Annotated in this window: 20 protein-coding genes and 1 tRNA gene; 10 read left to right on the top strand and 11 right to left on the bottom strand. The window is 70.4% G+C overall.

Annotated elements, in window-relative coordinates; all coding sequences use genetic code 11:
- Positions 1 to 399 precede the first annotated feature (399 nt).
- Positions 400 to 4,410, bottom strand: coding sequence for an endo-1,4-beta-xylanase (locus ACU6WY_RS07445; protein WP_483821799.1), 4,011 nt, complete (start codon positions 4,408 to 4,410; stop codon positions 400 to 402).
- A 147-nt stretch (positions 4,411 to 4,557) separates the two neighbouring features.
- The gene (locus tag ACU6WY_RS07440; protein ID WP_483821798.1) at positions 4,558 to 5,580 is read right to left on the bottom strand and encodes a LacI family DNA-binding transcriptional regulator; all 1,023 of its coding nucleotides are present in this window, start codon (positions 5,578 to 5,580) and stop codon (positions 4,558 to 4,560) included.
- 117 nt (positions 5,581 to 5,697) lie between these two features.
- Between ACU6WY_RS07440 and glsA the strand changes: the two genes are divergently transcribed.
- Together glsA and ACU6WY_RS07430 are read left to right on the top strand one after the other, a co-directional pair.
- Positions 5,698 to 6,630, top strand: a complete 933-nt coding sequence (gene glsA / locus ACU6WY_RS07435) for a glutaminase A (protein WP_483821797.1) — start codon at positions 5,698 to 5,700, stop codon at positions 6,628 to 6,630.
- Positions 6,631 to 6,727: 97 nt separating this feature from the next.
- Entirely contained in the window at positions 6,728 to 9,136 is a 2,409-nt protein-coding gene (locus tag ACU6WY_RS07430) for an acyltransferase family protein (RefSeq protein ID WP_483821796.1), read from the top strand.
- 6 nt (positions 9,137 to 9,142) lie between these two features.
- Here the strand turns inward: ACU6WY_RS07430 and def are convergent, their stop codons facing one another.
- On the bottom strand, positions 9,143 to 9,709 hold the full coding sequence (def, locus tag ACU6WY_RS07425; RefSeq protein ID WP_483821795.1) for a peptide deformylase: 567 nt from the start codon (positions 9,707 to 9,709) through the stop codon (positions 9,143 to 9,145).
- A gap of 41 nt (positions 9,710 to 9,750) precedes the next feature.
- Here def and ACU6WY_RS07420 point away from each other — a divergent pair, with 41 nt between their 5' ends.
- From ACU6WY_RS07420 to ACU6WY_RS07410, 3 genes are all read left to right on the top strand, one after another.
- A complete protein-coding gene (locus tag ACU6WY_RS07420; RefSeq protein WP_483821794.1) occupies positions 9,751 to 10,713 on the top strand; it encodes a DMT family transporter in 963 nt (320 codons plus the stop codon).
- Between the two features lie 208 nt (positions 10,714 to 10,921).
- Positions 10,922 to 10,995, top strand: a tRNA-Ile gene (locus ACU6WY_RS07415).
- 144 nt (positions 10,996 to 11,139) lie between these two features.
- Entirely contained in the window at positions 11,140 to 11,316 is a 177-nt protein-coding gene (locus tag ACU6WY_RS07410; RefSeq protein WP_483821793.1) for a zf-TFIIB domain-containing protein, read from the top strand.
- 63 nt (positions 11,317 to 11,379) lie between these two features.
- On the opposite strand, the gene hxlA is transcribed toward ACU6WY_RS07410, so the two are convergent.
- Positions 11,380 to 12,018: a 3-hexulose-6-phosphate synthase gene (gene hxlA, locus ACU6WY_RS07405; RefSeq protein ID WP_483821792.1), complete on the bottom strand. Its 639-nt coding sequence runs from the start codon at positions 12,016 to 12,018 to the stop codon at positions 11,380 to 11,382.
- Positions 12,019 to 12,064: 46 nt separating this feature from the next.
- Positions 12,065 to 12,637 carry a 6-phospho-3-hexuloisomerase gene (hxlB, locus tag ACU6WY_RS07400; RefSeq protein WP_483821791.1) on the bottom strand — a complete coding sequence of 191 codons (573 nt, stop codon included), beginning with the start codon at positions 12,635 to 12,637 and terminating at the stop codon, positions 12,065 to 12,067.
- Between the two features lie 110 nt (positions 12,638 to 12,747).
- On the opposite strand from hxlB, the gene ACU6WY_RS07395 reads away from it, so the two are divergent.
- Together ACU6WY_RS07395 and ACU6WY_RS07390 are read left to right on the top strand one after the other, a co-directional pair.
- Entirely contained in the window at positions 12,748 to 13,575 is an 828-nt protein-coding gene (locus ACU6WY_RS07395) for a helix-turn-helix transcriptional regulator (protein WP_483821790.1), read from the top strand.
- A 58-nt stretch (positions 13,576 to 13,633) separates the two neighbouring features.
- Entirely contained in the window at positions 13,634 to 14,575 is a 942-nt protein-coding gene (locus ACU6WY_RS07390; protein ID WP_483821789.1) for a methyltransferase family protein, read from the top strand.
- Here the strand turns inward: ACU6WY_RS07390 and ACU6WY_RS07385 are convergent, their stop codons facing one another.
- Both ACU6WY_RS07385 and ACU6WY_RS07380 read right to left on the bottom strand, forming a co-directional pair.
- Entirely contained in the window at positions 14,576 to 15,598 is a 1,023-nt protein-coding gene (locus ACU6WY_RS07385) for a CNNM domain-containing protein (protein WP_483821788.1), read from the bottom strand.
- Positions 15,595 to 16,998 (bottom strand): hemolysin family protein, encoded by a 1,404-nt coding sequence (locus ACU6WY_RS07380; RefSeq protein WP_483821787.1) that lies wholly within the window; start codon positions 16,996 to 16,998, stop codon positions 15,595 to 15,597. The genes ACU6WY_RS07385 and ACU6WY_RS07380 overlap by 4 nt, the downstream gene beginning before the upstream one ends.
- A gap of 259 nt (positions 16,999 to 17,257) precedes the next feature.
- Between ACU6WY_RS07380 and ACU6WY_RS07375 the strand changes: the two genes are divergently transcribed.
- The 3 genes from ACU6WY_RS07375 to ACU6WY_RS07365 all read left to right on the top strand — a co-directional run bounded on the left by ACU6WY_RS07375 (position 17,258) and on the right by ACU6WY_RS07365 (position 19,176).
- The gene (locus ACU6WY_RS07375; RefSeq protein ID WP_483821786.1) at positions 17,258 to 17,584 is read left to right on the top strand and encodes a DUF7882 family protein; all 327 of its coding nucleotides are present in this window, start codon (positions 17,258 to 17,260) and stop codon (positions 17,582 to 17,584) included.
- A 54-nt stretch (positions 17,585 to 17,638) separates the two neighbouring features.
- Entirely contained in the window at positions 17,639 to 18,556 is a 918-nt protein-coding gene (locus ACU6WY_RS07370) for a hypothetical protein (RefSeq protein WP_483821785.1), read from the top strand.
- Positions 18,557 to 18,672: 116 nt separating this feature from the next.
- On the top strand, positions 18,673 to 19,176 hold the full coding sequence (locus ACU6WY_RS07365) for a DUF3145 domain-containing protein (protein WP_483821784.1): 504 nt from the start codon (positions 18,673 to 18,675) through the stop codon (positions 19,174 to 19,176).
- 143 nt (positions 19,177 to 19,319) lie between these two features.
- On the opposite strand, the gene ACU6WY_RS07360 is transcribed toward ACU6WY_RS07365, so the two are convergent.
- The 4 genes from ACU6WY_RS07360 to ACU6WY_RS07345 form a co-directional block, all read right to left on the bottom strand.
- On the bottom strand, positions 19,320 to 20,558 hold the full coding sequence (locus tag ACU6WY_RS07360; protein WP_483821783.1) for a beta-ketoacyl-[acyl-carrier-protein] synthase family protein: 1,239 nt from the start codon (positions 20,556 to 20,558) through the stop codon (positions 19,320 to 19,322).
- Positions 20,559 to 20,622: 64 nt separating this feature from the next.
- Entirely contained in the window at positions 20,623 to 20,871 is a 249-nt protein-coding gene (locus ACU6WY_RS07355) for an acyl carrier protein (protein WP_128216336.1), read from the bottom strand.
- A gap of 75 nt (positions 20,872 to 20,946) precedes the next feature.
- Entirely contained in the window at positions 20,947 to 21,951 is a 1,005-nt protein-coding gene (locus ACU6WY_RS07350; RefSeq protein ID WP_483821782.1) for a beta-ketoacyl-ACP synthase III, read from the bottom strand.
- A complete protein-coding gene (locus tag ACU6WY_RS07345) occupies positions 21,948 to 22,868 on the bottom strand; it encodes an ACP S-malonyltransferase (RefSeq protein ID WP_483821781.1) in 921 nt (306 codons plus the stop codon). The genes ACU6WY_RS07350 and ACU6WY_RS07345 overlap by 4 nt, the downstream gene beginning before the upstream one ends.
- Positions 22,869 to 22,932 lie beyond the last annotated feature (64 nt).

Raw genomic sequence — 22,932 nt, 5'->3', positions numbered from 1 at the left:
TGCCGCCGGACTGCGCTCGGGCTCTACTCGGAGGCGCTCGAATCAGGAGCCGTCCGACACCCGTTTTTCCGGGGCAGAACCGAGCGAAAGTCGTGTAGCATGGAGCACGCAAGAGTCCCCGGAGTGCTAGGTCAACTCCCTATTAACCGATAGGTTCTTGGTTCGAGTCCAAGCCGGGGAGCGAGAAGTCCGCGTTATCTACCGCGGCTCTCAACCTAGGCCCGGGCTTCCACCCCGGGCCTTACCTTTTTCTCGCACGAAGGCCCGACGCACCCGCGTCGGGCCTTCGTCGTGTGCGGCGTCGAACCCGGCCACGGGGCGAGCGGTGCACACGATGAAGGGGGCGGCCGCCTGGGCGGTCGCCCCCTTCCCCTGTTGCGTGACCTTCCGGGGGGAGGGTCAGGTGCGCTGACCCCGTCGGCGAAGGGCGAGCACCGCCCCGCCGAGCACCATGAGGGCTCCGAGCGCGAGCGCTCCCCACGGTCCCGCGCTGCCCGTGGTGGCGAGCGCGTCCGCCGAGCCGCGCGACGGCGGCAGCGGGCCGCTCGCCGTTCCGGGGGCCGGGGTAGTGCCCGGATCCGTGCCCGTATCGGTACCCGGGTCCGTCCCCGTGTCGGTGCCGGGGTCCGTCGCCTCGGCGACGAGCGCGGCGACACCCCAGCGAGCGGTGCTCTGATAGCCGGTGCCGGTGGGATCGGCCCAGGTCTTCACCGAGAACCGACCCTCGGGTCGGCCGTCATTGACCTGGAAGTCGATGCCCTGCACGGTGTCGAGGCCACCGAGCGGCACGTTGCTCTGCCCGCCCGACTGCCCCACGAGGTCGATCGCGACCTCGACGCGGTACCCCGTGTCGGTGCGCGCCGTGGCACTCGCGGCCACCCGCGCCTGCTGGATCGCGGTGTTCCCCGACCCGAACGACAGCACGTTGTCGGCCGAGATGCGGATCTGCGTGTCGTTCGGACCGTACGTGCCCGCCTTGGTGTTCCCGAGGTCGAGGAAGAGCTCGACGCTGTCCTGCTGCCACGGGTCGCTTCCCGACAGATCGATCACCGGGTCGGTCACGTCGAACAGGGCGTACAGCGTGTTGCCCTGCCAGAGCGTGCGCACCTCGGCGCTCGCGCCCTCGGCCGACCCCTCGACCGTGCGACCGGTGGTCGCCACCGCGGCGTCGGCGTAGGCGGCATCCACCTGGCCGTCCACCGTCGGGGCCGCGAGCTGCGGCACCTGCAGGAACGACAGGGGCTCGAGGAAGGAGAGTCGCCCGGTGGCGCCGGGGGAGTTCCACGCCCCGACGACCTCGTCGCCGCGCAGCAGACGCACGTCGAAGTCGGCGCCCTGGCCGGCCTCCACGCCGGCGTGCGGCAGGTGAGCGAGCGTGTAGGTCACGCCATCGACGACCTCCTGCGCACCCGCGACCGATCCCTCGACACCTGGGGCGTAGAAGTACTCCTGCTCCCCGTAGGTGAAGGCCACCCGGTTCGGGGTCGCGGTCGAGCGCACGATCACCGCGAGGTGGTCAGCGTTCCATCGTGCCTGCCAGCCACCCGCGTTCGCCGTCAGCGGCTGGAAGGGCAGGTTGCGCCATTCCGGTGCGTCGGTGAAATCGGCATCCGCCTCGACGTCGCCCTCGAACACGTTCGCGGTCGTGATCAGCGAGGGCAGACCCGTGCTGTCATCGATCGCGCCGTAGTACGCGGGCTTGGGCTGCAGTCCGCCGGTGAACAGCAGCGGCTGCTGCTCGGCTCGCCACGACCGCGTGTCGGTGAGGCCCCACACGGTGGCGGAGAAGATCTTCTCCGCGGCCGGTGCCGCCGCGTGGTAGTCGCGCATCAGGTTGAACACATCGCGGTAGTAGTACCCCTGCCGCACCCGGTTGGGGTCATCGGCGGGGTTGATCGTGACGTCGAGCTCGGTGACCGCCTGCATCAGACCGAATCCCTCGAAGCGCTCGAGCGCGCCACGCAGGGCGGTGATCGGCGTGTTGATCGAGGTGTGGAACTGGTGCCCCACGCCATCGATCGGCACGTTCGCTTCCCGCAGACGCTCGACGAGCGCCGCGTACTGCGCGCCCTTCGCGTCGATCTCGGTGTTGTAGTCGTTGATGAACAGCTTCACCGGTCGATCAGCGCCGGCCGCGGCGTATTCCTCGTTGAACGCCTCGTCGGCGTAGCGGAAGGCCAGGTGGATGAACTCCTCACCCAGCACCTGGTGCCACCGGCTGGTGCGCAGCCCATCGGGCGTCGCCTGGTCGGAGATGACCTCGTTGACCACGTCCCACGCGATGAGGGGGTTCGTGTCCGACCCGTAGGGTCCGTAGTCGTCGGCGATGGATGCCGCGATGTCGAAGATGTGCGTCCGCAACCGGTCGCGCAGCATCTGCTTGTCGGCATCCGAGGTCGTCAGTTCGCGACCCGAGTCGTCCTGGAAGAACCAGGCGGGCGTTTGCGAGTGCCACACCAGCACGTGCCCGTAGAGCCCGATGTCTTCGGCCTGCGCGAAGTCGAGCAGAGCGGTCGCCTCGGCGTTCCGTGCGAACTGCCCGGGCCCGGTGTACCAGGCTTCGACCTTCATGTGGTTCTCGGGCGTGATCTGGTTGTAGTGGTGCAGCAGCAGGTCGGAGGCGGCACCCGTGGTCTCGCGCGAGTCGATCGCGACACCCAGCGGGAAGTCGACCGTGTCCTTCACCGCCGTGAGGCTGGTGTCGACCTGCGCGGCCTCGGGAACCGAGATGCGCACCTGATCCACGAGGAACGTCGAGGTGTTGCCGCTGTTGTAGCGCGCCTCGATGTAGATCTCGGCGGCCGAGTCGTAGGTCGGCACGGTGAATTCCCCGCGGACGGTGGTCCATCCGTTGGCGGTGGCGTTCTCGATCTGCAGGAGGTTCGCGAAGTTCTGCGTGCCGCCCGAGACGGTGCGGGCCGACAGGGTGAGGCCCTGACCGGGGGTGGCGCCCGGCGCGAAGCGCACGGCGGCGCTCAGCGCGTAGGTCTTGCCGGGTTCCAGCAGCCCCACGATGTCGCGCTGGATGCCGTCACCTTCGTGGGTGCGTTGCCCGACCTGTGCCGCCGACGGCGTGTCGTCGGCGCCGCCGTCGACGACCGTCACCTGCGGGTCGGAGGTCTCCGAGCCCGCGCGGGCCGACCAGCCGTCGAGGTCGCCGGAGTCGAAGGTCGAGTCGATGAGCACGTCGCCGGGCTGCGGCTCGCCTCCACCCGGCTCACCGGCGGGTGCGCCCTCCGGGAGGGTGAACGTCCAGCCGTCGGCCAGGCGCTCGGTCACGACCGTGCGCACCGCCGCGAGCGAACCGGTGCGGTCGCCACCGCCGTCGTGCACGAGCACGACCTGTCCGGGCCTGGTCGCCGCGCGAAGGTTCGCGGTGAGGGTCGGGACGTCCTGCGTCTCCCAGTCGTTGATGGTGTTGATCACCGCGAGCGGCTGCATGCCGAGCGAGACCGCGGCGGCGGGGGTGTTGCCCCACGAACCGTTGGGCGCGCGGAAGTACGGCACGGGGTAGTCGTCGTCACCCAGCGCGGTGCGGATGATCGTGAGGTTCTCCGCCATGCGGGTCGCGGCCTGATCCTGCGTCAGCGAGCCCATGTCGTCATAGGTCGTCGAGTGGTTGCAGAGCACGTGGCCCTCGGCAACGATGCGCCGGAGGAGATCGGCGCCACCGGGAGCGGTGATGTTCTGGCCGATGACACAGAACACCGCGCGAATGTCGTTCTCGGCGAGGAAGTCGAGCAGCGCCGGCGTGGTCCCGGGGTTCGGGCCGTCGTCGAAGGTGAGCGCGGCGACGTTCCCGGTGCCCTGCGCGGCCGAGACGGGCGTCGTCGTGGGGTTCACGGCACCGCCCGGTGCCACGTCGGGCACCTCGCCCCCTCCGGTGGCGGCACCCGTCGTCACGGAGATGTCGTCGACGTAGTAGGTGAACGCGGGCGTCCCGGCGATGTCGGAGGTGCCGATGTACGCCTGCAGCCCCGAGACGTCGCCGGCGTCGGTCGTGTAGGAGCCCGAGATCGTGGTCCAGCCCGAGGCGGTCACCGTGGTGTTCCCGATCCACGTGTACGCCGGCTTCATGACCAGGCGCGCGCTCGTGTCGGGTGTGCCCGGAGCCAATCGCAGCCGGAGGGAGAAGTCATACGTCGTGCCGGCCTCGTAGATACCCGTGGGGCTCTGGATGCCGACGTAGTCGGCGTCGCGATCGGCGACCTGCAACACCTTCCCGCCGTCGAGGTCGATGACGCTCAGGGTGCTGTCGGTCCCGCCGCTGCGGGTCCACGAGCCGGTGGTGCCGTCTTCGAAGTCGACGGAACTGACGGTGGTCGGGGCGGCGACCGCGGGGGCGGCACCGCCGAGAATGAGGGCTCCCACGGCAGCGAGGGAGACCAGGGGGGATATGCGTCTGTGCACGAGCGCTCCTTTGCGCAGTTTGGTTGTGGCAGACAACTTATGCGCCCAGAGAGCATTCGCGGACCGTCTGGTTACGCAAACGTTACGAAACCTGAGCGAAAGTTCCGTGGGTGCGCTCCCATCGTCTCCGCGGACCGCGCGACCTCGTCAGCGCGGCGGAGCGGTGCTGCCCCGCACGACCAGGTGGGTGGCGAGGTCGACACGGGGGACGATGTCGGGGGAACGTCGAGCCGCGGCATCCAAGACCATGCGCGTCGCCTCCGCCCCCATCCGCCGCAGGGGCTGATGGACCGTGGTGAGGGCGGGGCTGACCCAGCGGGCGGGCGCGATGTCGTCGTACCCGACGACCGACAGATCGTCGGGGAGTCGCATGCCCCGCTCCCGCGCGGCGTCGTAGACGCCCAGCGCCTGCAGGTCGTTCCCGGCGAAGATCGCGGTGGGCGCGTTGTCCATTCCGAGGAGTTCGCGCGCCGCATCGCGTCCGCCCTCGACGTAGAAGGTGCCGAAGCGCACCCACCGCGGATCGACCTCGAGGCCCGCGCTCGCCATCGCGGACCGATACCCGTCGACGCGTGCGAGCGAGCAGAGCATGTCGTTCGGCCCCGTGATCGCGGCGATTCTGCGGTGTCCGAGCTCGATGAGATGACGCGTGGCGGCCAGACCCCCCGACCAGTTCGCCGACCCCACCGAGGGGATGTCGGCGGGCGGGTCACCCGCGGAGTCGACGACGACGAGGGGGATGCCGCGGGTGGTCAGGCGCCGGCGCTGCCGGTCGACGAGGGCGGACGAGACCAGGACGATGCCCGCCGGACGACGACGGAGCGCACCCTCGAGCCAGTCCTCTCCGAGCGAATGCGCACCCCCGCTCTCGGTCACGACGACGGCGAGACCGCGCGCCTTGGCGACCTCCTCGACCCCCGCGATGAGTTCCATCGACCAGCTCGCCTCGAACTCGTGAAAGACGAGTTCGATGAGGTCGCCGCGGGGCTTCTCGTTTCCCGCGCGGCGTGTATAGCCTCGCGCGGTCAGCAGCGCATCGACGCGGGCGCGTGTGGCGGGGGAGATGTCGCCGTGGCCGTTGAGAACCTTCGAGATCGTCGCCACCGACACCCCGGCCTCGGCGGCGATGTCGGCGAGACGGACGCGAGACCCGTCGGCAGCTCCAGTCATGGGGCGATCTTACGGCGTCGTCAGCGAAAGTTTCGGTCACCCGGACCGGGGAATTCGACGGTGACCCAAAAGGCGACCGTCGTGTCCCGCGCGGCCCATCCCTGCCAGGGTGGGGGAGTGACCACGCCCTCTGACCCCGGCCGCTACGACCTCGAGGCGCTGCGCGCGCGGGTGCGCGACGAACGCGGCGGCGAGGTCGACGACAGCATCCCTCAGCTCGCGAACGCCGACCCCGACCTCTGCGCGATCGCGCTGGCTCTCCCCGACGGGGCGGTGCGCGCAAGCGCCCGCAGCGACGTGCCGTTCAGCGTCCAGTCGGCGGTCAAGCCGTTCCTGTTCGCGCTGGCCATCCTCGACACCGGGGGAGAGGCCCTCGATCGGGTGGGGATCGAGCCCACCGGGGAGGCCTTCGACGCGATCAAGCTCGAGAGCGGCACCGGGCGTCCGCCGAACCCGATGGTCAACGCCGGAGCCCTGCTCACCGCGTCCCTCGTCGACGGTGCCGACGCCGAGGCGCGCGCGGAACGCATCGCCCGGGGTCTCGCCGCCTTCGCGGGACGCCCGCTCGACGTCGATGAGGACGTCGCCCAGAACGAACACCTGCTCGGCGACCGTAATCACGCGCTCGCCCACCTGATGCGCGCGGAGGGAACGCTCACCCCGAGCGCCGACGACTCGGTCGCCGTCTATGCTCGCGCGTGCGCCACCCTCGTGGATGCCGAGACTCTCGCGGTCATGGGGGCGACCCTGGCACTGGGCGGCGTCAACCCGCGAACGGGTGAGCGTGCCGTGCCGACCCGGATTGCCCGCGACGTCGTGTCGGTGATGGCCACGTGTGGGGTGTACGACGGGTCGGGCCGGTGGATGCGCGCCGTGGGGATCCCCGCGAAGTCGAGCGTGTCGGGGGCGATCGTGCTGTCGGCTCCCGGGCGGCTCGGGGCGGCGGTCGTCAGCCCTCCGCTCGATGAGCAGGGCACGAGCGTGCGCGGGCGCCTGGTCAGCGAGGCGTTGTCCGATGATCTCGGCCTCCACAGCTTCTCGGTGGGGTGAGGGCGCTCGCCTGAGAGGGGCGCCACGGTCGCCCTGAGAGCGATTCCACTAGGATCGCTCCGGCCGTGAGCGACGGCCCGGAAGGAAGCCGCCGACCATGCCCACCGCCCCGACACGCGCGCGCCTCGACCTGCAGGGGCTGCGGGCACTGGCGGTCCTCGGGGTCGTCGCGAGCCACCTCACGGGCTGGCCTGCCGGCGGCTTCACCGGCGTCGATGTGTTCTTCGTGATCTCGGGGTTCCTCGTCACCGGCATCCTCCTGCGTGACCTGGCGGGCACGGGCACCGTCGATCTCCGCGCCTTCTTCGCGCGGCGCGCGCGGCGGCTGCTGCCGGCCGCCCTCCTGGTCCTGGCGACGGTCGTATCGCTGGCCTTCGTCGTGTTCCACCGGGCACGAGCCGAGCAGACGCTCGGCGACGCGCTCGCCGCGCTCGGCCTCGTCTCGAACTGGCGCTTCGGGCTGGAGGGCCGCGACTACTTCTCGTCCACCGAGGTCTCCCCGCTCCAGCACTTCTGGTCGCTGTCGATCGAGGAGCAGTTCTCGCTCGCCTGGCCGCTGCTGCTCCTGGCGGTGCTCGCGCTGCTGCCGACCGCGGCACGACGGGGCGCCCCGGGGCGCGTCGCGGTGGGCATGACCGCCGCCGCGCTCGTCGCGGTCTCGGCGGTCGCCGCGGTGTCGCTGACGGCGAGCGACCCCACGGGGGCGTACTTCTCGACTCTCGCCCGCGTCGGAGAGCTCGGTGTCGGCGCGGTCCTCGCGGCGATCGCCCCGCTGCTGACCCGGATGCCGGCGGCCCTGCGGATCCTCTTCGGGTGGGCGGGACTGGCGGTGGTCGTGGCGTCGTTCGCCGTCATCGATCCGACGTCACCGTTCCCGGCGCCGTGGGTGGTGCTGCCGGTGACGGGAGCCGCGCTCGTGATCGCGGGCGGCGTCGGCGGCGACCCGCGTCAACGTCACCTGTTCCCGTTGTCCAACCCGATCAGTGTGTCCGTCGGAAACGCCTCGTACTCGCTCTACCTCTGGCACCTGCCCGTCATCGTGTTCGCCGGCGTGCTGCTTCCGGCAGGTGCGGCCTGGACGCCCATCGTGGGGCTCGTCATTGTCGTGCTCACCGTCGCCACCTACCTCGGCCTCGAACAGCCCGTCCACCGGTCGCCGTGGCTCGAGCCGCGCGGCCGTGCGCGAGAGGAGAGCGCGAGCCCCGCGCCCGCCCCGCGCCGGGAGGCGCCCGCTCCCGCCTCGCTGGCGCGGGCAGAACCCGTCTCGCGGCCCGCCGCCTCGGCGTCCCGTCCGGCGTTGGCATCCCGTCCCGCCGGGTGGGTGCCGGGCCAGCGCTACTACCCGGGCGCACGGCCCCGGCCCGGGGCGGTCGCTCCGACGGATGCCGCGGCGGCGACGGCACCGGAGGTACCGGCGCTCCCGGCGCCCGCTGAGCCGGCCCGCGCCGAGCCCGCGCCCCTCACCGCCCCCGCCGCCATTCCGCGCGGCCCGTCCACTTGGGCCGCCTGGCGAGAGCAGTTCTCGCACCGCATCGCCCTGGCCGGCGCGGTGCTCGCGATCGGCGCGGGTGCCACGGTTCTCGCCGTCTTCGTCGCGTACGGCGCCCCCGTGCTGCGTCTTCCCGACACGATCGCGATCGGTGCCCCCGCCGCACCGGATGCGGCGAATGCCCTACCCACGCTCCAGGCGGAACTCGCGGCCGCGGTCACCGCCACGACCTGGCCCGACCTGCATCCCGGACTCGACGAGGTCATCCGCGCCTCGTCGTCGACCAATCGCGCCCACGACTGTTTCACCCCCGACGTGCAGCCCGACATCGCGCGCTGCACGTGGGGCGACCCGGCCGCACCTCGACACGTGTACCTCGTCGGCGACTCCAGCGCCATGGCGTACGCGCCGGCCATCGCCGCCCTCGCCGAACGCAGCGGAGGCGCCTGGCGCGCCACGACAGTGGGCATGTACGGATGCCGCTTCACCGACGTCCTGCTCGAGAGCCGCGATCCGGCCATCGCCGCCGCGTGCGGACCGCGCAAGGAACAGGTGCGCGCCATGGTCGCGGCCGATCCCGCCGACCTCGTGATCGTCTCCAACGCGTTCACCCTCGGCCGTTCGCTCGACGGCGAGACCCTCGACGCGGCCCGTCTCGCGTCCTCGACGTTCGCGGAGGTCGGCGCGTGGGCCCCACCGGGACACACCGTGTTCCTCTCGCCGCCCCCGCACGGTGCCGACCTCGACCGGTGTTATTCGCCGGTCACGGGCCCGTCGGCGTGCCTCGCGGCCGTGGATGACGTGTGGGCGCAGATGGAAGCGGCCGCCGAGGCCGAGGCCGCCGCGACGGGGAACACCGCGGTGAACGCGCTCCCGTTCACGTGCTGGCAGAACGTCTGCCCGGCGTTCGCGGGCGACATACCCGTCCGGTACGACGAGACACACCTGACCCCGGCGTTCGCGGAGCGGCTGACGCCCATCCTGCAGCAGGAACTCCAGGCGCGCGGCCTGTACTGAGGCGCCTCACGCCTCGAGGTCGTCGACTCCTGGCATCCACGAGGAGCCGGGCGTGCCCCACTTGCGTTTCTTGGCGATCTTGGCGGCGACCCGACTGTCGTCGTCGTCGAGACGATCGATGTAGAGCACGCCGTCGAGGTGATCGAACTCGTGCTGCAGGATGCGGGCGCGCCAGCCCGACACCTCGATCCGCACCGGCTCGCCCTCGAGGTCGACTCCGGTCAGGAGCGCGGCCTCGGAGCGGCGGAGCGGAAAGCGCTCGCCGGGGAACGACAGGCACCCCTCGGACTCGTCGTCGGGGTCGGGGTAGCCCGGCTCGATCGGACGGATCCACAGCTCGGGGTTGATCACGACACCGCGCCAGGGGAGGCCCTCGTCGTCTTCGTACGTGTACGTGAAGATGCGCAGGCCGACGCCCACCTGGGGCGCGGCGAGGCCCACGCCGGGGGCGGCATCCATCGTCTCGAACATGTCACCGACGAGGGTGCGGATCTCGTCGGTGATCTCGTCGACGCGGGCAGCGGGAGCGTGCAACACAGGGTCGCCCATGATGCGGATAGGGAGTACGGCCACGTCACCAGCCTAACGAGGGAGCCTGACGCTATCGTCGGAGGGTGATTCCGCTCGATGTCTCTCTCACCGACGGTATCGACCAACTCGTCGGTGTCTTCCGCGATCCGCGCATCCTGCTCGGCATCCCCCTGGCGCTCTTCGGCGCCGTGTTCATGTCGTTCGGCGCGCAGTACCAGCACCGGGGTGTGCAGAAGGTCGAGAGCCTGTCGGGCAAGACCACCGGCGGACTCTCGGGCGCGCAGATGAAGGCGCTGCTGACGCGCCCGTCGTGGGTCGCCGGAACGGTCATGCTCGGTCTCGCGATCGTCTGCCAGCTCGCCGCGCTGTCGGTGGCGCCGCTGATCCTCGTGCAACCGCTCGGGGCGATCGCCCTGGTGATCACGACGATCCTGAACGCGCGCGTCACGCATCACAAGCCGACCCGGGCCTCGCTCATCGCCATCGCGGCGTGCGTCGGCGGCATCTTCATCTTCGTCACGATCGCGGCTTTCTTCGCGACCGAGCACGCGATCACGTCGCGCGAGCTGCTGATCATCCTCGGCATCCTGGCCGTGGTGGTGATCGTCTTCGGCGGCTTCTGGCTGCTGGTGCGCCGCCGCGCGCAGGCGCTGTTCTACATCATGGCCGCGGGCGTGATCTACGGCTTCGTGGCGACACTCGCCAAGGTCGTCATCAGCCGTGCGCAGGCCGGCAACTTCGACTGGCTGACGCTGCTGTGCCTCGTGGCACTGCTCGCCGCCGTCGGCGTCGGCGCGTACTTCGTGCAGACGGCGTACTCCGCCGGACCTCCCGACCTGGTGATCGCGGGGCTCACGGTCATCGACCCCATCGTCGCGGTGTTGATCGGCCTGGCGGTGCTCGGCGAGGCCTCCACGGCCCCCGCCTGGGCGCTCATCGGCTTCGCGATCGCGGGCGCGATCGCGACGTGGGGCGTCATCCAGCTGACCCGCCACCACCCCCAGGTGACGGCCGACGGCAAGCCGAAGCCGCCCCGCGTGCACTGACCCGCGGCGCGGCGCGGCCTGGGTCGCCGCGCGCCCGGTCGGCGCGCGACCCGGTCGCGCCCGGGTTCGTCTGCCCAGCGCACACGTTCGGGTCGAGCGCACACGTTCGGGGCGTCCCCACCGTGTGCGTTTGACCCGAACGTGCGGCTTCGGCGCGCGGGGAGTCCCGCGGGACGGGAAGGGATGCCGGTAGGCTCGGAGTCACCGAGGGGCGGTGGCCAAGCTGGTCAAGGCAGCGGGCTCATAACCCGACGATCGTGGGTTCAAGTCCCACCCGCCCTACGGCACGAGGCCCCGACATCGCCGCGATGTCGGGGTCTTCCGCCGCCAGGAATCCGCAGCACGGGGAACAGCCGAGCTGCGGAGGACGTTCCCTCCGGCGACGCCCCGAGGCTCTCGGGTGTACACAGTGCGAGCGGAACGGCCATGACTTACAGAGACCCCGACGACGACGACGCGCAGCCCATCTGCCCCTCGTGCGGCGTGACGATGCATCCGCTGATCGACGAGGGTATCGACGCCGACGAATGCCGCGAGTGCGGGTTCCGCGCCGCGTGGTCGCACGCGCAGGCCGCGGAGAGCGACGACGACAGGTGGGCGTGAGGCCGCGCGCGAACGGGGGCCCGGCGCCCTACGGCACCGAGCCCCCGGCTCGAACGAATCGGATCAGGCCGCAGCGGTCTCCGTGATCGCGGCGCGCAGCTCGGCGGCCGCGGCTGCCACGTCGTCGGCGCTGTAGATCGCGCTTCCGGCGACCGCGAGGCGAGCGCCCGACTCCTGCACGGCGGCGATGGTCTGGGCGGTGATGCCACCGGCGACCGAGAACGCGACACCCGAGGCCTCGCCGTCACGGAGGAGCGTCTCGAAGGTGAAGCCTTCCTCGGCCTGCTCGTCGAGACCGGCGTGCATCTCGACGAACTCCACACCGAGCGCGGTGACTTCCTTCGCGCGGGCGGCCTTGTCGGGGACGCCGATGAGGTCGACGACGACGCCCTTGCCGTGGGCCTTGGCGGCCTTCACGGCACCGGCGATCGTGCTGTCACCGGCAACGCCGAGCACGGTGACGAGGTCGGCGCCGGCCTGGAAGGCCATGTCGGCCTCGAGCTCACCGGCATCCATCGTCTTCAGGTCGGCGAAGACGATCTTGTCGGGGTGGGCGTCCTTGATGGCGGTGATCGCCGACAGGCCGGCGCTCTTGATGAGCGGGGTGCCGAGCTCGAGCACGTCGACGTACGGCGCTGCCTTCCCGGCGAGCTCGAGCGCGTGCTCGGTGGTCAGGGTGTCCATGGCGAACTGAAGCTGCATGGGGGTGTCCTTTCGGTGGGGTGTATCGCCGGGGTTCCGGCGCGGGTCATTCGAGATTCGCGTGGCGGGGCCAGAGGTCGTCGGCGGAGTGACCGCTGCGCTGCCAGAGCGCGTGGAAGAGCGCGTCGCCGAGCACGCTGACGGCCTGCTCGAAGAGGCTTCCGGCGTATTGGGCGGATGCCGTGCCGGAGCGATCCGTCTTCGTCGCGGCCGGGATCACCAGGGTGGTATCCGCAACCTCCGACAGGGGGGAAGCGTCGGTGGTCGACACCGCGAGCACCCGGGCGCCGACGTCGGCGGCGGTCTTCGCGGCCTGCACGATGCCGCCGGTGGTTCCGGAACCGCTCGCGACGAGGAGGAGATCGCCGCGGCGGATCGCCGGGGTCGTCACCTCGCCGACGACGTGCACCGTCAAGCCGAGGTGCATGAGCCGCATCGCGGTCGAGCGCAGCGCGAGGCCCGACCGCCCCGCACCGTGGACGAACACGCGCTCGGCGTCGGTCAGGAGCGCGAGGGCGTTCTCGAAGGGCACCGGGTCGGCGTCCCGAAGCGCGGCGACGACGTCCTGGAGCTCGGTGCCGATCGTTCCGAGGGCGTCCGCGACGGTGGTGTGAGGCATAGGTCGATCGTCCCCGCCCCGGGCCGTTCCCGCTGCTGCCCGGCCAGGCGGCGAGCCCATCCGATCGGGTGGGACCATTCTTTCGGGTAGGACCGGTAGGTTCGGTCCCTATGGCGAGAGACGCAGAGATACACGCCAGCCGCTCGGCGGCCTCCGAGCACGCCCGCACCGTGGCGGAGCAAGCCGATCGGCACGCGTTGACGCTCGAGTCCATGCTCGCCGCGCTGCGCTCGACGCGACTGTCCGACGCGGCGGCGCGCGCCGAGGCCGTCGAGATCGCGTCGGCCGCCCTCATCGAGCTCCGCACCGCCACCGACCGGCAGCGCAGCACGCTCCTCGAACCCGTCACGGGCGCCTTCTCGCGCCTCCGCGCCGACCTGCGTCCCCTGATGCGGTTCGGCGACCTCGACGTGCAGTTCGTCGAACCGCCCACGACCGGTCGCGCCCTTCCCGGGGACGTCGCCCACAGCGCGCGGGCGATCGTCCGCACCGCCGTGCTTGCGCTGGTCGACGACGGCGCTGCGCGCCGGGTTCGGATTCAGTGGGACTGCGATGGTCGGAACCTGCTCATGCAGCTGCGCGACGACGGCGCCGGCACCCTCGACGCGCACGACGACGCCGTCCGCCCGATCGCGGAACGCGTCGTCGCACTCGAGGGAAATCTGAGCGTCGCCTCCACGCCCGGGTGGGGCTCCACGCTCGACATCTCGCTTCCCCTCGACCCGTCGCCGCGAGCGGCGGAAGCCGCGACGGACTCCGACCTCACCGAACGGGAACGGGAGGTCCTGCGTCTGGTGACGACCGGCGTCGGCAATCGCGAGATCGCCGACGGACTCGGCATCTCCCTGAACACGGTGAAGTACCACGTGGCGAACCTGCTCCGGAAGCACGGCGCCCGAACGCGGGCGGAGCTCGCCGCGTTCAGCGCCCGCGGCTGATCGGCGCGACCGACGCCGCTCCCCGATATCGCGGTCGGACCGGGGGAGGATGGATGCCATGACCTCGGCATCCACCCTCGCCCGGCTGTACTTCGCCGCGCAGGCGATCGCCGGCGCGGCGTGGTGGGTCGGCGTCTTCACGGCCCCGGCGGTGCGGAGCGCCACTCTCGGCGACATCGATGCGGTACTGCTGGCACCGTTCGACATCGTCCTGTTCGTCGTGGCATCCGCTCTCGCGGCTGTCCTGCCGGGGCGGGCCCGTCTCGGCGCGGCGGTGACCGCCACCGCCTGGACGCTCGTGGTCACCGCGTCGCTGGCGGTCTACGCCACCCTCACGGGGCTGGCCGGATGGGGCGTCGTCGCGATGACCGGCGCGTCACTCGGGTCACTCGGCGCGCTCGCGCTGCTGTGGTGGGGACGCATCCCGACGCAGTGGGCGCTGCTCGGGCCGTTCGCGTTCCGCACGGCACGCTCTCGCCGGTCGCCGCTGCTGCACATGGTGGGGACGCTGCTGCAGATCGCGGGGTTCTGGGCGGTGTTCTTCGCGGCGATCCCGGTCGTGCTGTCGAGTCTCGAACGCCGATGGGGACTCTCCGTCGACCTGGGCGACGGCGTTCGAATCGCCGGGATCCTGCTGTTCGTCGTGCTCGGCGCCGCCGCGTTCTGGTCGGCTGCCGCGCTGTCGGTGAAGGGCGACGGCACCCCGCTCCCCGCGGCGATGCCTAACCGTCTCGTCATCGCGGGCCCCTACCGCTGGGTACGCAACCCCATGGCGATCACCAGCATCGCGCAGGGCGTGGCCGTGGGCATGATGCTGTCGTCGTGGATGGTCGCCGCATATGCCGTGGCCGGCGCACTCGTGTGGAACTACGCCGTCCGCCCCCACGAGGAGGCCGACCTCGCCGCGAAGTTCGGCGCGGATTTCGAGCGCTACCGCGACGAGGTGCGCTGCTGGATTCCCCGGCTCCGCCCCGTGGCGCCCCAGCCGCGCGCCCTCTGATCAGCGCGCGCCCTCCGCGACCTCACCCGCCCCCGGCAGAATCTGCGTCAGCAGGTCATCGAGCGTGACGACGCCGAGCAGTCGCTCACCCTCGACCACCGTCGCCAGCTGCACCCGCCCGCGCCGCATTCGCGCGAGGGCGTCGTAGGCCGAGGCATCCGGTGTCAGCACGAGGGGATCGCGTGCGATGTCACGCACCGGGGTCGAGGGGTCGACCTCGAGCGTGTCTCGCACGTGCGCGACGCGCGAGGTCGGGCCCGTGCCGACGAGGATCCGCAGGTGCGTCGACGACGCGGCCACAGCCTGCACGTCGGCCACCGTAGCGTCGTCGGGAACGGCAGTCGGGGTGCTGTCCGTACGAACGATCTCGCCGACGGTGAGCGTTCCCAGGGCGATCGCCTGCGCGATCGGCCCCGAGTACTGTTCCTCGAGGGTGCCGGCGCGACGGGAGTGCGCAACGAGTTCGCGGATCGTGTCGGCGTCCTGACCGCCCGCCGCCGCCTTCTCCACCGGCTCCACGCCCGACGCCCGCACGAGGCGATTCGCGATGCGGTTGATCCACAGCAGGAACGGGCGCAGCGGCCACGTCATCGCGCGGGCCAGGATGCCGGTCGCCTTCGCCGCGGTCTCGGGGTGCGCGATCGCCCACGACTTCGGGGCCATCTCGCCGATCACGAGGTGCAGGAACGTCACCACGATCAGCGCGAGCATGAAGGCGATGATGTCGGCGAGAACGTAGGGGAGGCCCCACTGCTCGAAGACGGGCGCCAGCGCATAGTCGATCGCCGGCTTGGTGATCGCGCCGAGCAAGAATGTGCACGCCGTGATGCCGAGCTGCGCGAACGCGAGCATCACCGTCAGCTCGTTGACACCGCGCAGCGCGGCACGGGCCGAGGCACTGTGCGCGGCCTCTTCCTCCAGCCGGTGGCGGCGAGCGGCGAGGAGCGCGAACTCCACGATGACGAAGAAGGCACTCGCGACGATCAGCGCCGCGGTGATGAGGGTGACGACCCACCAGCTCACGGGGCCACCTCCTCGCCAGAGGCGTCCGAGGGCACGGCGGGCACGGCATCCCGGTCGATCTCTCGCATGTGCACGACGAGTTGAGACGGCACATGGCGATCGACGTCGGTGACCTCGATCTCGAGCCAGCGTTCCATGTGAAGGCCCTGGACCACCTCGCCGGCGCGCCCGGGCAGGTCGATGCGTACGACGGCCCCGACCGCGGGGAGGTCACCGTGCGCCTCGATCACGAGGCCCGCGGCGGTCTCGATGTCGCTCTCGGCGAGATCATGCCCGATGAGGCGTTCCAACTCGTCGAGATGCAGATCGCCGGGCACCGTCCACGTCGACTCTCCGACGGAGGAGACTTCGTCGACCTCGGTGTCGTGCTCGTCGGAGAGCTCGCCGATCACTTCCTCGGTGAGGTCTTCGATCGTCAGGATGCCGTCGAAGTTGCCGTACTCGTCGACGACGCACGCGAGTTCGTTGCGACTACGACGCATGCGGTCGAGCGCGACCGGGAGCAGCATGGAGGTCGGCAGAACGACGGCGGGCCGCATGACCGACGAGACGGGCGCGTCGGAGGACGGCTGCTCCCGCAGCAGATCGATCAGCTCCACGACGCCCACGGGGGAGTCCTCGTCACCGATCACGGGATAGCGCGTGTGACCGGTGGCCATGAGCGTGCGCACTTCTCCGACGGTCGTGTCGGGGCTCACGGAGTCGACCTGCGACCGGGGGATCATGGCGTGCTCGACATCTCGCTGCGGGAAATCAAGAATGCGGTCGATGATCATCGACAGATCGTCGGGGAGGTCGCCGCTGGCGCGGGACTCCTCGACGATCGCCTCGAGGTCGCGCGCGGTCGCGCTCTCGTCGACGTCTTCGAGGGGCTCGATGCGGACGAGCTTCAGCAGGGCGTTGGCCGCCACGTCGAACACCGTGATGAGCCAGCCGAACGCCGACAGGTAGATACGCGTCGGAAAGGCGAGGGCGCGGGCGAGGGGCTCGGGGTTCGCGATCGCCAGGTTCTTCGGGTACAGCTCACCGAAGATCATCGTCACGATCGTGGCGAGCAGGAGGGCGCCCACGGTGCCGATCGTCACCGAGATGGCGGGGTCGATGCCGACGCCCCCGAGCAGCGTGCCGATCGACGCGCCGATGAGCGGCTCCGCGACGTAACCGATGAGAAGCCCCGTGACGGTGATGCCCAGCTGTGCTCCCGAGAGCATGAACGAGGTGCGCTGCGTAATCGCGAGCACCCGTTTCGCCTGGGCGTCACCCTTTTCGGCGCGCGCGGCCAATTTCGACCGGTCGACCGACATGTACGCGAATTCCTGCGCGACGAAGAATCCGCACGCCGCGATGATCGCGAGCGTCACGACGATTCCGAGCAACAGCGTCAGAACAGCAGCCAGCATCAAACCTCACCCCCTCTCACAACGAGGGGGCTCGAAGATCGGCCCTCCTGGTCAGTGGAGGCGCGGTGCAGGCTCACGGGTATCTCTCTCGTGGGTCGTCGGATATTCACTCCCACGTTATCGGTGTCTTCTTTGAACCTGCTGTGGCCTCCGGATGCCACGGGGTGACACAATGAAACCCCCGCATTGCCTCGCTTCCCGGCGTGGTCCCGCCCCTTGCTCAACCGGTACGCTTCAGCGCGCCAGAAAAGGACCCGCCGTGGGACGCCTCATTTACCGCGACCGTGCGTCGTTCGACATCGATGATCGTCTGCTTGCGCACTTGCGCATCGTGATCATGAACAAGCTCCGCCGCAACGAGGGCTTCATGCTTCAGCTGCCGGTGAACGAGGGAGTGCGGCAGGCGAGCCTCTGGATCCATGCCTCGAACGCCCTCGTTCTGCAGTTCTACGGGGGCCGTGAGCCGGCGATCGACCGCGATCTCGTCGACCAGATGATGCACGACGCCAGCGGCTCCGACGGACTCACGCTCTCCGGCTCCGGAATCGCGGCGGCACCGTCCGCACCGGTGCGACCGATTCGCTGACGCGGGGCGCACCGCCCCCAGCACGCGGTCAGCGCGATGCGGCACCATCGAGTCATGGCGAAACAGGGAGGTCGATCGCGGCGCACCCCCACCGCCTCCCGCCGGCCGGCTCGTCGCCGATCCGGCCGCACGCTCGCTCGAGCACGGGTCGTGCGACGGCGGCGGCTGACGTTCGGCCTCCTGGTCGTCGTGGTCGTCGGGTTGGTGGTCGCCGCCGCGATCCCGCTCGTTCACCTCGTGTCCGCGTGGAACGCCGAGACTCGACGCGCCTCGATCGACCTCGCCGGATTCGATCCCGGCCTCCTCATCGACGACGCGGCGTTCTATGACCCCGCAGCGATGGATGCCGACGAGATCCAGCGCTTCCTCGACGACCAGATCGACGAGTGTCGCACCGACTCGTGTCTGAACGTTCTGCGCACCGATCTCCCGCCCCGGGATGCCATTCGCTCGGAGGACACCGGAGAGACCGTGTGCGAGGCCTACGAGGGCGGCGAGCTCACCGCGGCGCAGATCATCGACCGCATCCAACGGGCCTGCGGGATCTCGGCGAAGGTGCTGCTGGTAATCCTGCAGAAGGAGCAGAGCCTCGTGTCGGGCCGACTCGCGCGCGCCCCGTCCGCCGAGGCCCTCGGGGCCGCCATGGGTGCACGCTGCCCCGACGACGCCCCGTGCGACCCGGGTCGCGCCGGTTTCGCGGCACAGGTCGCTCAGGGCGCGACCGACCTGAAGGCCTATCGCGCGTCGGGATTCATGCGGCAGCCCGGCACGCACTACATCGCGTATTCGCCCGATCCCGCGTGCGGGGGAACCGATATCGAGATCCGCAACCACGCCACGGCGGCGCTTTACAACTACACGCCGTACCAGCCGAACACCGCGGCATTGGAGGCACGATGGAGCACCGGTGACGCGTGCTCGTCGTACGGCAATCGCAACTTCGCGCTGTACTGGAAGCTCTGGTTCGCCTAGGGAAACACAGTGTTGTGATTTCGTTATGTTCGGGCGATAATGACCGAGACAACCGAATAGCCGCCACCACTCTCACTCAGGTCGTAGGGGAAGACGTACCTGACGAAGGAGAGACCATGGCGACCACGTCTTCGCGCGGAGTGATCCTCATCCACTCGGCGCCGCGCGCGTTGTGCCCCCACCTGGAGTGGGCGGTAGGACGCGCCCTCGGCCGTCCGGTCAACTTCGACTGGACGGAACAGCCCGTGCTGACCGGCAGTCGGCGCGCCGAGTTCTACTGGGAAGGACCCGTCGGGTCCGGCGCCGCGCTCGCGAGCGCCATCCGCGGGTGGGAGCACCTCCGCTTCGAGGTGAGCGAAGATCCCACGCCGCGCAGTGACGGCGGCCGATGGATGCACACCCCGGGGCTCGGCATCCACTTCGCTCAGACGGATTCGGCGGGTAACGTCGTCATCGGCGAGGACCGCGTGCGGTACGCGATGGAAGTCGCGGCCGGCGATGCGTTCGAGCTGCAGCGTGAACTCGATGTCGCGCTGGGGTCCGCGTGGGATGAAGAACTTGAACCGTTCCGCTACGCAGGATGCGCTCAACACGTCGTCTGGCTGCACAAGGTCGGCTGAGATGTCGGGTGGGGGAGGCGCCATTACCGGAGGTCGGTGACGATCTCCCGGCACCGGGAACGCGTATCCCTTGCCCGATGAAATACCGAACGCCCCCGTCATCCCCGTAGCAGTCGGGGGATGCCGGGGGCGTTCGGCCGAGGTCAGACGGAGGCGATCGCGACGACGGCGTTGTGGCCGCCGAATCCGAACGAGTTGCTGATCGCGAGCTGGTCGCCCGACGGCAGTTCGACCGGGGAGCCGGAGATCGCGAATGGCACCTCCGGGTCTTGCTCGGTGAGGTTGATCGTGGGCGGGGCCACGCGGTTCTTCAGGGCGAGAACCGTGAAGATGGCCTCCAGCGCGCCGGTGCCGCCGAGAAGGTGACCCGTCGAGGCCTTCGTCGCCGAGACCGGAATCTCGTTGACACGGGCGCCGAAGACCGAGCGGAGCGCCTGGTACTCGTTCGGGTCGCCGACGGGGGTCGACGTGGCGTGGGCGTTGATGTGGGTGACGTCGTCGGGCGAGGCGCCCGCCATCTCCAGCGCCATGCGCACGGCCCGCGCGGCACCGTGGCCCTCGGGGTCGTTCGCGGTGATGTGGTACGAATCGGCCGTGACACCGCCGCCGGCGATAACGGCGTAGATCTTCGCGCCGCGGGCCTGGGCGTGCTCCTCGGTCTCGAGGATGAGCACGCCCGCGCCCTCGCCCATGACGAATCCGTCGCGGTCGATGCTGCCGGGTCGCGAGGCGGTCTCGGGGGTGTCGTTGCGCTTGGACAACGCCTGCATCGAGGCGAAGGACGCGATGGTGATCGGGTGGATCGCCGACTCGGTGCCGCCGGCGATCACGATGTCGGCCAAGCCGTCACGCAGGTGCTGAACGGCGTTGACGATCGACTCGGTGCTCGACGCGCACGCCGACGCCACCGTGCGGGCGAACGCACGCGCGTTGAAGTGCAGGGAGAGGTTGCCGGCCGCGGCGTTGGGCATGAGCATCGGCACCGTCATCGGCATGACCCGACGCGGACCCTTCTCACGCAGGGTGTCCCACGCGTCGAGAAGCGTCCAGACGCCGCCGATACCGGTGGCGAAGTCGACGCCGAGCCGGTCGGGGTCGACGTCGGGCGCACCCGCGTCTTCCCAGGCCTCCTTCGCCGCGACCATCGCGAGCTGCGACGACGGGTCGAGGCGCTTGGCGACAGGACGTTCCAGCACGGTCTCGGGTCGCACGAGCGCCTCGGCCGCGAACGTGACCGGCAGCTGGTACTCCTCGACCCACTCGTGCTCGAGGGTGCGGGCGCCGGATGCGCCGGACAGCAGGGCGGACCAGCTCTCGGGGGCCGTCCCGCCGATGGGCGAGGTGGCACCGATGCCGGTGACGACGATGCGGGATGTGCTCATGGTGTGATCCTTCGTGCGACCGAGGGGTCTTGACCGGTGGGGGCCGCAGCCCCCACCGGGAGGGTCAGGACTGGTTCGACGAGATGTAGGTGACAGCGTCGCCGACGGTCTTGAGGTTCTTGACCTCGTCGTCGGGGATGGTGACGCCGAACTTCTCCTCGGCGTTGACGACGATCGTCATCATCGAGATCGAGTCGATGTCGAGGTCGTCGGTGAACGACTTCTCGAGCGCGACCTCGTCGGCCGAGATGCCCGTCTCGTCGGTGATGAGCTCGGCAAGGCCGGCGAGAACCTCGTCGTTGGTGAATGCCATGATTTCTCCTGTTGTTGGGGGCGGCCCGGGTAATCGTCCCGAGCCCCGATAAGTCTAGGGTTCGACGCTCGCTCGTCAGGGGAGCACGACGACCTGCGCGCCGAACACCAGACCGGCACCGAAGCCGATCTGCAGCGCGAGGCCGCCACTGAGCTCGGGGTGCTCCTCGAGCAGACGGTGGGTGGCCAGCGGAATCGACGCCGCCGAGGTGTTGCCGGTCGTTTCGATGTCGCGTCCGATCACCACCGTCTCGGGGAGTCCGAGCTGCTTGGCGAACTCGTCGATGATGCGCATGTTGGCCTGGTGCGGAACGAACGCGGCGAGATCGGACGGCTGGATGCCCGCAGCTTCGATCGCCTGACGGGCGACCTTCACCATCTCCCACACGGCCCAGCGGAAGACCGTCGGACCCTCCTGGCGGAGCGTGGGCCACGGGGCAACGCCGTCCCGGAACTCGGTGAGGGTGTGGTTCATGCCGACCGCGTCGGCCTTGGAGCCGTCCGAGCCCCAGATGGTCGGTCCGATGCCGGGGGTGTCGCTGGGGCCGATGACCACGGCGCCCGCGCCGTCGCCGAGGAGGAAGGAGATGCTGCGGTCGGTCGGGTCGACGACGTCGCTGAGCTTCTCGGCGCCGACGACGACTACGTGCGTCGCGAGCCCTCCGCGAATGAGGGCGTCGGCCTGCGCCACGCCGTACGCGAATCCCGCGCACGCGGCGTTGACATCGTAGGCGGCCGCCGGGTTCGCGCCGATGCGATCGGCCACGATGGCCGAGGCCGAAGGCGTCTGCTTCGGGTTGCTGATGGTCGCCACGATCACGGCGTCGATGTCGGCCGGGTCGACACCGGAACGCTCGACGGCCTCGCGAGCGGCATCCGACGCCAGATCGATGGCATCCGTCTCGGCGTTCGCGCGCACGCGCGTGACGATGCCGGTGCGCTGGCGGATCCACTCGTCGCTCGAGTCGATGGGGCCGACCAGGTCGTCGTTGGGAACGTGGTTCTCGCCGCGCGCCGCGCCGTAGGCGTAGATGCGCGTGTGGGCCGGACCGGTCAGCTGGCGCAGGGTGGGGGTGCTCATGCCTGCTCTCCCTTCAGGAGTGCGACGGCCGCATCGAGGTCGTCCGGGGTCTTGACTGCCACGGTCGGGGTGCCGCGCAGCGCGCGCTTGGCCAGACCCGTGAGGGCACCGGCCGGCGCAAGTTCGATGATGCCGGTCACGCCGTGCTCGGCGAAGGAGCTCATGCACCGGTCCCACCGGACGGGCGAGGCGACCTGCGCGACGACGAGGTCGACCGCGCGGCGCCCCTCCTCGACGACCGTGCCGTCGGAGTTGGTCCAGAGCGTCGTGTCGGGCTGCGCGACCGTCACATCGGCCGCAGCGGCGCGCAGGGTCTCGACGGCCGGCTCCATGAACCGCGTGTGGAAGGCGCCCGCGACCTGCAGCGGAATGACCCGCGACCCGCGCGGGGCCTCCTCTGCCAGCGCGGCCAGCGCGGGCAGCTCTCCGGCCGCGACGATCTGCCCGGCCCCGTTGTAGTTGGCGGGGGTCAGGCCGAGCGCGTCCAGACGCTCGAGCACGAGCTGCTCATCGCCACCGACGACCGCGCTCATGCCGGTCTCGACGGCCGCAGCGGCTTCCGCCATCGCGCGTCCGCGCAGGCCCACCAGGCGCAGCGCGTCAGCCTCGGAAAGAACTCCGGATGCCGCCAGCGCGGCGAACTCGCCCACGGAGTGCCCCGCGACCCCGGCGGCGGACTGGCCGGCTCGGTCGACGAGGGCAGCCCACGACAGCAGGCTCGCGGCCACGATCAGGGGCTGAGCGACGCTCGTGTCGCGAATCTGGTCGGCGTCCCATTCGGTGCCGGCCGCGACGAGGTCGACACCGGCCTGCTCTGAATAGCCGGCCAGGCGCTCGCGCGCCCCGTCGATCTCGAGCCACGGCGAGAGGAACCCGGGGGTCTGAGAACCCTGCCCGGGGAAGACGGCGATGATCACCGTCCCATCCTGTCAAGGATCAGGCCGGGTGTTCTGGAGATATCGGCACAAGAAATCGGCGTGT

The sequence above is a fragment of the Microbacterium sp. ZW3a genome, from assembly GCF_057167165.1.
This window is presented reverse-complemented; position numbering and strand designations above follow the sequence as displayed.